Origin of the sequence: uncultured Pelagibacterium sp., from assembly GCF_963972885.1 — a bacterium.
In the GTDB taxonomy this organism is placed as follows: Bacteria; Pseudomonadota; Alphaproteobacteria; order Rhizobiales; family Devosiaceae; genus Pelagibacterium; species Pelagibacterium nitratireducens.
On sequence record NZ_CAXAXY010000026.1, the window covers coordinates 25114 to 32295 of the forward strand.

A 7182-nucleotide genomic window follows, 5' to 3' on the forward strand; every position below is an offset into this window, starting at 1 on the left:
GAGGGCATGGCCAATCACGCTGGCAACTATACGCCGGGCACCGGGATCGAGCGCTGGCTCGATGACCGCCTTCCCATCATCAGGTTCTCCAAAGAACATCTGATGGACTACCCAACGCCGAAGAACCTCAATTACTGGTGGACTTTCGGCGCCATCCTCACCTTCATGCTGGTCGTCCAGATCGTCACCGGTGTCATTCTGGTGATGCACTATACCCCGCATGTGGACCTGGCCTTCGCCTCGGTCGAACACATCCGGCGTGACGTCAATTTCGGGCGCATCATCCAGGGTACCCACGCGGTGGGCGCCTCGATGTTTTTTGCCGCTCTTTATGTCCATATCTTCCGCGGCCTTTATTACGGTTCCTACAAGGCGCCGCGCGAAGTCATCTGGATGCTGGGCGTTATCCTGTTCATCCTTTTGATGGCGACGGCCTTCATGGGCTATGTGTTGCCCTGGGGGCAGATGAGCCTTTGGGGCGCGACGGTCATCACCGGCATCTTCTCGGCGATCCCTCTTGTCGGTGAAGCCATCCAGACCCTGCTGCTCGGCGGGTTCTCGGTGGCCAATCCCACACTGAACCGCTTCTTCTCGCTGCACTATCTCATCCCCTTCATCATCGCCGCCGTCGTGGTGCTGCACATCTGGGCTCTCCATGTGCCAGGCAACAACAACCCGACCGGCGTGGACGTGAAGGAAAGCCGCGATACGCTGCCTTTCCATCCCTACATCACGATGAAGGACATGTTCGCGCTCGTGGTGTTCCTCATCCCGTTCGCCTGGTTCGTGTTCTTTGCGCCCGACATTCTGGGTCACGCGGACAACTACATTCCGGGCAATCCGCAGGTCACGCCAACACATATCGTTCCCGAATGGTATCTGCTGCCGTTCTACACGATGCTGCGCGCCATCGATTTCAACGTGCTGTTCATCGACTCCAAGCTTGGCGGCGTCATTGCGATGGGCGGCTCGCTGCTCATCCTGTTCGTGGTGCCTTGGCTCGATACCTCCAAGGTGCGCTCGGGCTCGTTCCGCCCGCTGTTCCGCCCGTTCTATTGGCTGTTCGTGATCAACTTCATTGCGCTTGCCTATCTGGGTGCGCAGTCGGCCGAAGGCATCTACGTGCTGCTGGCCAAGATCTGCACGGCCTATTATTTCGGCTACTTCCTCATCATTCTCCCGATCCTGGGACGCATCGAAAAGCCGGCGCCGCTTCCGGCCAGCATTTCGGAAAGCGTGCTGGGCAAGGCGAATGGCTGATAAGGCGCGAAGGACAACGATAATGCTTAAAAAGACGATCCTTGGCGTACTCGCCGTTGCGGCATTTGCGCTTGGTGGCGCCAGCGTGCAGGCCGCTGAAGAGTATCCGCACACCGATCAGCAGGACTGGAGCTTTGCCGGCGTGTTCGGCACATACGACCAGAACCAGCTTCGCCGCGGTTTCCAGGTTTATCGCGAGGTCTGCTCAAGCTGCCACGCGCTGGAATACATCTCGTTCCGCAATCTGGCCGAGGAGGGTGGTCCCCATTACAGCGAAGATCAGGTTCGGGCCCTTGCTGCCGAATACACTGTCGCCGATGAGCTGGCGGAAGGTGGAGAGCGTGAAGGCGTGCCGGCCGACCGTTGGCCGCACCCGTTCCCGTCCGAGCAGATCGCTGCCGAAGCCAACGGTGGCAAAGCGCCCCCCGACCTTTCACTGATGGCGAAGGCGCGCGGCATCCACATGGATTTCCCCTGGTGGGTGTTCAACTACTTCACCGCCTATCAGGAAGCGGGGGCGGACTATATCTACAATCTGCTGACCAGCTATGAGGAAGCGCCCGAGGGCGTCGAGGTTGCTCCTGGCCTCAGCTACAACGAATATTTCTCGGGTCATTTCATCGCCATGGCACCGCCACTCTCGGACGGCATTGTGTCCTATTCCGATGAGACGACGCCCGAGACGGTCGAGCAGTATTCCAGGGACGTCGCGGCCTTCCTGCAGTGGACGGCAGACCCGCACATGGTTTCGCGCAAGTCGACAGGCTTTGTTGTGATCCTGTTCCTGATCGGGCTGTCCATTCTGATGTATTTGGTTAAACGCCGCATCTGGCGCGATGCCCACTAGCCATTTGAAAAGGGCCCTGCGGGGCCCTTTTTGTTGCGGAAATTTTCGCCCTTGTCCGCAACCGTCAAAGTCTTCATTGTGGTGGCCTTGACGCTGCAATCTCAATCGGGATCGATTGGAGGAGAACGATGTCGGTTTTTCGAGTGGCCAAAACGGCGGCTTTTCTGGCATTTGCGGCGAGCCGCAGCCCGGTGGTTCGCTCGGCCATCAAGGCCGCGCCAAATCTGGTTTCCGAAGAACGCAGGCAGGCTGCCTTTGAGGCGACCAAGCGCGCCGCGCGCAAGGCAGGAGAGATGACGGCCAGGGTCGTCCCTCCCAATCGCTATTTCTGAGCCTGTCGTTTCCGGCTAGAGTCGCGCTTCAATCCCGTTCCATTTGAATTCGTCCTGCGGAGCTCTGTTTCATGGCCACCGACCTCAAGGCACTCGTGCGCTCGATTCCCGACTACCCCAAGCCCGGCATCATCTTTCGCGACATCACATCATTGATCGAGGATTCGGCCGGGTTCAGCGAAAGCTGCGAGCGGCTGGCGGCGGCGCATCGTGGTCTGGGGATCACCAAGGTGGCCGGTATCGAGGCGCGGGGTTTCATTTTCGGGGCCGGGGTCGCCATCGCGCTTGGCGTGGGGTTTGTTCCGGTGCGTAAGGCCGGCAAGCTGCCCGGTGAGACGATCGGACAGAACTACGCGCTCGAATATGGCGTGGACACCATCGAAATTCATGCCGATGCCGTTGATGAAAACGACAATGTGTTGCTAATCGACGATCTTATCGCCACGGGTGGAACTGCAATTGCGGCCGTCTCCCTGTTGCGACGGACCAGGGCCAGGGTCGAGCACACAGGGTTTGTCATCGATCTCCCCGACATCGGTGGCGCCCAGAAATTGCGCGCCCATGGCGTCAGGGTCGAGGCACTGATGACGTTCGAGGGGCACTGAGAGCGGCCTTTTTGGCCGCTCTCGATCATCGTTATTTGAGCGCTTCGGCGACAGCCTGGTCCAGCGTCTGGGTCGGTCGGCCGAGCAGTTTGCCCAGTGTGCCGCTATCGTCTGCAAGCGCGCCCTCTGCCGCTTTCGCGTCGCTGTCGGCCAGCATGTCTGCCACGGGTGCAGGCAGGCCGAAGCCTTCGAGAATTTTCGCGTATTCGGCTTTGGGCAGGTCGGTATAGACGATTGTCTTGCCCGACTGGCGTGAAGCCTCGGCGGCGAGATCTGCCAGCGTATAGGGCTGATCATTGCCCAACTCATAGATCCTGCCAGCATGGCCGTCAGCGGTCAGCACATTGGCGGCCGCCTGGGCCAGATCGGCACGGTTGGCGGTGTTGAGCTTGCCTTGGCCGGCCGAGCCGATGATCGCGCCGTTGGCGAGCGCTCCGCCGAGATTGCCCGTGTAGTTCTCTGTGTACCAGGAGTTGCGCAGGATTGTGTAATCGAGCCCGGAAGCCTTGAGCGCAGATTCTGTCTCGCGGTGTTCTGGCGCAAGAACGATCTCGGAGGTGTCGGCATGCAGCAGGCTTGTATAGACAAGGTGCTTCACCCCGGCGCGAACGGCGGCATCGATGACGGCCTTGTGCTGGGGCACCCGCTTGCCCACTTCGCTGCCCGAGACCAGCAGCAGCTTTTCGACGCCCTTAAGGGCCGGCTCGAGCGTTTCGGGTTTATCGTAATCGAACGGGCGCGTGGTGACGCCCAAATCGGTGCCCTTGGCGGGGTCGCGCGCCAGCGCGACTGTCTGGTCGCCAAGGCCCTTTTCCTTGAGTGCCGCGATGATGAGACGGCCGAGCTGGCCGGTGGCTCCGGTGACTGCGTACATGAGATCAACTCCAGTGTTGTCGTGTTGCGTCGACCGATATAAAGTGAACACTTACAAAAAGTAAGTACGTACGCAAAGGTAAGTATCAAATGAGTGCCAAGGACAGTCAGGTCACCAGCGGGCCTCTGGCGCATGCCATGGAACGGGGCCAACTGTTTTCCGAGGCGTGCCCATCACGCGAAGTGCTCAAGCATCTCACCAGCCGGTGGGGGGTGCTGGTCCTTATCGTGCTTTTGGGGGGCACTCACAGGTTTTCCGAATTGCGCCGCAAGATCGGGGGCGTGAGCGAGCGCATGCTGGCTCAGACCCTGCAATGGCTCGAGGATGACGGCATGGTGGATCGCCGCGCCTATCCGGTCGTCCCGCCCCATGTCGAATACAGCCTCACGCCGCTGGGGCGCGAGGCCGCCGAAAAGGTGGGCGGATTGGCCGATTGGATCGAAACCAGCATGCCGCGGATCGGCGCCGTCTGGGCGGAAAAGGGCACCCGATAGGGGGCGCTCCGATCAGTCTCGTCTGCCGAAAAGCCCTGCGATGATCAGCAGCAGCCAGCCCAGGATCAGCGCCATGCCGCCGGCAGGCGCCAGCAAGGGCAAAGGCGAGCCGCCGGCGAAATATCGCAGCGCCAGATCGGTGCAGAACAGCCCCGCGCCCGCCATGAGCGCAATCAGGGCCCAGTTGAAGATACGCGGCAATCGGGCCAGCGCCAGAGCGAGAACGGCCGGCGCATGGCTCAGCGCGATCAGCGAATAGGGGCCGAGCAGCGCAGCGCCAGCGTGCGACGATGCCGCCGCAGCGGCGACCCCGGATGCGCCGAGCAGGCCGGCAAAGGCGATGGCGATGCGCTCGAGCGGGCTCATCTTTGCACCAGAGCCTTGAGCCCGGGCACCTTGGTCAGCGCCAGCATGGCACGCACCCTGAGGGGCATCCTGTAATCGCGCAGCTTCGAGAATCCCACGAGGTCGGCCGAATAGACAAGGTCGCCATGCTGGTTGTGCGCCTCGAGCAGGTTGAACAGCAGACCCCAGCCGGGAATGGAATTGGACCGGCGCTTTCCCGTGACGGTCAGGGTGTAGCGCACGGTATCACCCGGTCGGACCGGTGCCTTGAAGTCCATACGATTGACGCCGGGCGAGGGTCCGGACACGCCCGGTTCGCCCCCTTCGGCGCGCACCACGTCTTCCTCGGCCACGAGGCGGTCCACCATCAGCCGGTGTCCGACGCTGACCGTGTGCCAGCCCGAAGCGACCAGTCCGCCGAAATGAGACTGCGCCGCCGCTTCAGGGTTGGTGTGAAAATACTGCGGATCGTAAAGCGTGCCGAAGCGGATGATCTCATCCTCGGTGAAGGTATGAGTGCCCAGATCGAAGGGCATGTCGATCTGAACGTCCTCGAACCAGCGGGTCATTGCGCAGCCTCGGTCATGGCTGCCGGGTTGCGCACTTCAACGAGATTGGTGAGCGTGAGGGTCATCACCTGCTGGTTCTTCTGGTTGCGCATGTCGAAATCGATGGTGAGGATGCCCATGTTGGCGTGGCTGGCCGAGCGGCGCAGCGAGGTAACTGTCGCTGTGCCCGACAGCGTGTCGCCCTTCATCAGGGGACGCTTCCATTTGAGGTCGGTAAAGCCCAGCCCGCCCATTGAGGCGATCTTTGACAGGAACGCATCGACCAGCATGCGCAGCGAGAGCGCTCCGGTCTGCCAGCCGCTCGCGGCCAGTCCGCCCAGCAGGCTTTCGCGGGCGGCCTTTTCGTCGAGGTGGAAGGGGAAGGGATCGAACTCGGTGGCAAATTCGATGATGTCGGCCTTGCTGACGGTGCGCGGCCCAAGGGGAATGGTCTCGCCGACCGTCAGATCCTCGAAATGGCGCCGATCTTTTGTTATCGGATTGGTCACTTTGTTATCCTTAACGTCAACACCGATTGTGCCCCATGGGCATTGGCGACGCAAGGGGCACGAAGGCGGCGCTTATAAACAGCGCACAAGCCATAAGGTCCCCGATCGGACCCTGTGCCGAGCGCAGATATTTGCCCATGATGGTTTTGAGCGGCGGCGAGACCAGTGCCAGATCGAATTTCATAACCTCTCCTGCCGCACCAGGCAGGGCACGATAATCGATTCGCCGCGTGGCGGGATAAGTGTCGCGCGGATCAGCCCGCCTGCCGGATGTCCCCGATGGATTTGTCCAGGCTGGCGCGGACCAATGCGGTTACGAGGCGCGGGAAATCAGCCTCGGCCACGTGTTTGGACAATCCCTGCGCCGTATGGGGCAATCCAAGTTCTCGGGCGGCGTCGAGGCTCTTTTTGTCTGCGAAGGGATAGAGTTCGCCCCAGGCGGTCTGTACTTCGCGAAAGAAGATATCGACCCCAACGTCGCCAAGTCCCTTGAACGCCTTGAGCGCATTTCGCATTTCGGCCTCGTCCCGGCCGGCCTTTTTGCGCAGGGCGCGCAGGTCGCCATCATAGGTTTCAATCAGATAATCGGCGGTGTCGCCGAGCATGCGCGATGTGCTTTCGTCATACCGGGCATAGCCATTCTTGTTGAGTACATCGACCCGCTCTTTCCATGTCGCGGCCTTGAGTTTTTCCGGCGTCGTCCAGCCAGCGTCGGCCAGAGCGGCAGCGGCCTCGAGCGCCTGGGCCGCGCCGATGCGGGCACTGAACAGGATCGAGGCGCAAAGCCAGCGGAACAGGGGAGAGGGCGTGTTGTCGGCGATGGGGATATGCAATTGGTCGCAATAGGTCTGCCCGTATCTATCGAGCAGCGCGTCGATCAGGTCTTTGTGTGCGGATGTCATTTCACTCACTCCAGATCGGCGATCAGGGCCTGCATCTCATCGATTTCGCTGCGCTGGGCTTCGATGATGCGGCTGGCGAGATCGAGGACACGGGGATCGGAAAGATTGGCGTTTTCGCTGGTGAGGATGGCGATGGAATGGTGCGGGATCATCGCGCGCATCCAGGAGACGTCATCGACCGTGGCCTGCGAGCGAACCAGATAGAGCGATCCGGCAAAGACCAATATCGCGACGACATAAATGGAAATATTGAGCGCGGTGTTCTTGTACATGCCCAGCATGAAGCTGAGCATGACGATTGCCATGGTGGCCCCCATCAGCAGGGCCATATAGGCGCGGGTCTCACTGAAAAAGATGTGATCGAGGGCGTAGGTGTTGAGATACATCAGCCCGAACATCACCAGCGTCGAGGTGGCGATCATGGCGAGGAAACGAACGTAATGGGCCATTGTGCTCTCTCCTTTTT

The 7182-nt window shown here is 60.7% G+C and carries 12 protein-coding genes; 5 read left to right on the plus strand and 7 right to left on the minus strand.

Annotated features, from left to right (window positions below):
• The first annotated feature begins 6 nt into the window (after positions 1-6).
• The 4 genes from AACZ55_RS06615 to AACZ55_RS06630 all read left to right on the plus strand — a co-directional run bounded on the left by AACZ55_RS06615 (position 7) and on the right by AACZ55_RS06630 (position 3044).
• The gene (locus AACZ55_RS06615) at positions 7-1260 is read left to right on the plus strand and encodes a cytochrome b N-terminal domain-containing protein (RefSeq protein ID WP_338609709.1); all 1254 of its coding nucleotides are present in this window, start codon (positions 7-9) and stop codon (positions 1258-1260) included.
• A gap of 22 nt (positions 1261-1282) precedes the next feature.
• The gene (locus AACZ55_RS06620) at positions 1283-2107 is read left to right on the plus strand and encodes a cytochrome c1 (RefSeq protein ID WP_339644424.1); all 825 of its coding nucleotides are present in this window, start codon (positions 1283-1285) and stop codon (positions 2105-2107) included.
• A gap of 128 nt (positions 2108-2235) precedes the next feature.
• Positions 2236-2439: a hypothetical protein gene (locus tag AACZ55_RS06625; protein ID WP_339644426.1), complete on the plus strand. Its 204-nt coding sequence runs from the start codon at positions 2236-2238 to the stop codon at positions 2437-2439.
• Between the two features lie 71 nt (positions 2440-2510).
• Entirely contained in the window at positions 2511-3044 is a 534-nt protein-coding gene (locus AACZ55_RS06630; RefSeq protein WP_339644428.1) for an adenine phosphoribosyltransferase, read from the plus strand.
• A gap of 31 nt (positions 3045-3075) precedes the next feature.
• On the opposite strand, the gene AACZ55_RS06635 is transcribed toward AACZ55_RS06630, so the two are convergent.
• A complete protein-coding gene (locus AACZ55_RS06635) occupies positions 3076-3918 on the minus strand; it encodes an SDR family oxidoreductase (RefSeq protein WP_339644430.1) in 843 nt (280 codons plus the stop codon).
• An 89-nt stretch (positions 3919-4007) separates the two neighbouring features.
• On the opposite strand from AACZ55_RS06635, the gene AACZ55_RS06640 reads away from it, so the two are divergent.
• Positions 4008-4412: a helix-turn-helix domain-containing protein gene (locus AACZ55_RS06640; protein ID WP_339644432.1), complete on the plus strand. Its 405-nt coding sequence runs from the start codon at positions 4008-4010 to the stop codon at positions 4410-4412.
• Between the two features lie 12 nt (positions 4413-4424).
• Here AACZ55_RS06640 and AACZ55_RS06645 read toward each other — a convergent pair whose 3' ends face one another.
• The 6 genes from AACZ55_RS06645 to AACZ55_RS06670 all read right to left on the minus strand — a co-directional run bounded on the left by AACZ55_RS06645 (position 4425) and on the right by AACZ55_RS06670 (position 7165).
• Entirely contained in the window at positions 4425-4778 is a 354-nt protein-coding gene (locus AACZ55_RS06645) for a DUF423 domain-containing protein (protein ID WP_338609715.1), read from the minus strand.
• Positions 4775-5326 (minus strand): MaoC/PaaZ C-terminal domain-containing protein, encoded by a 552-nt coding sequence (locus AACZ55_RS06650; RefSeq protein WP_339644434.1) that lies wholly within the window; start codon positions 5324-5326, stop codon positions 4775-4777. Before AACZ55_RS06650 ends, AACZ55_RS06645 begins: the two co-directional genes overlap by 4 nt.
• Positions 5323-5814, minus strand: a complete 492-nt coding sequence (locus AACZ55_RS06655) for a MaoC family dehydratase (protein ID WP_339644436.1) — start codon at positions 5812-5814, stop codon at positions 5323-5325. Before AACZ55_RS06655 ends, AACZ55_RS06650 begins: the two co-directional genes overlap by 4 nt.
• A 16-nt stretch (positions 5815-5830) precedes the next feature.
• Positions 5831-5998, minus strand: a complete 168-nt coding sequence (locus AACZ55_RS06660) for a hypothetical protein (RefSeq protein WP_339644438.1) — start codon at positions 5996-5998, stop codon at positions 5831-5833.
• Between the two features lie 70 nt (positions 5999-6068).
• A complete protein-coding gene (locus AACZ55_RS06665) occupies positions 6069-6716 on the minus strand; it encodes a hypothetical protein (protein ID WP_339644440.1) in 648 nt (215 codons plus the stop codon).
• 5 nt (positions 6717-6721) lie between these two features.
• Positions 6722-7165: a DUF305 domain-containing protein gene (locus AACZ55_RS06670; protein ID WP_339644442.1), complete on the minus strand. Its 444-nt coding sequence runs from the start codon at positions 7163-7165 to the stop codon at positions 6722-6724.
• Positions 7166-7182 lie beyond the last annotated feature (17 nt).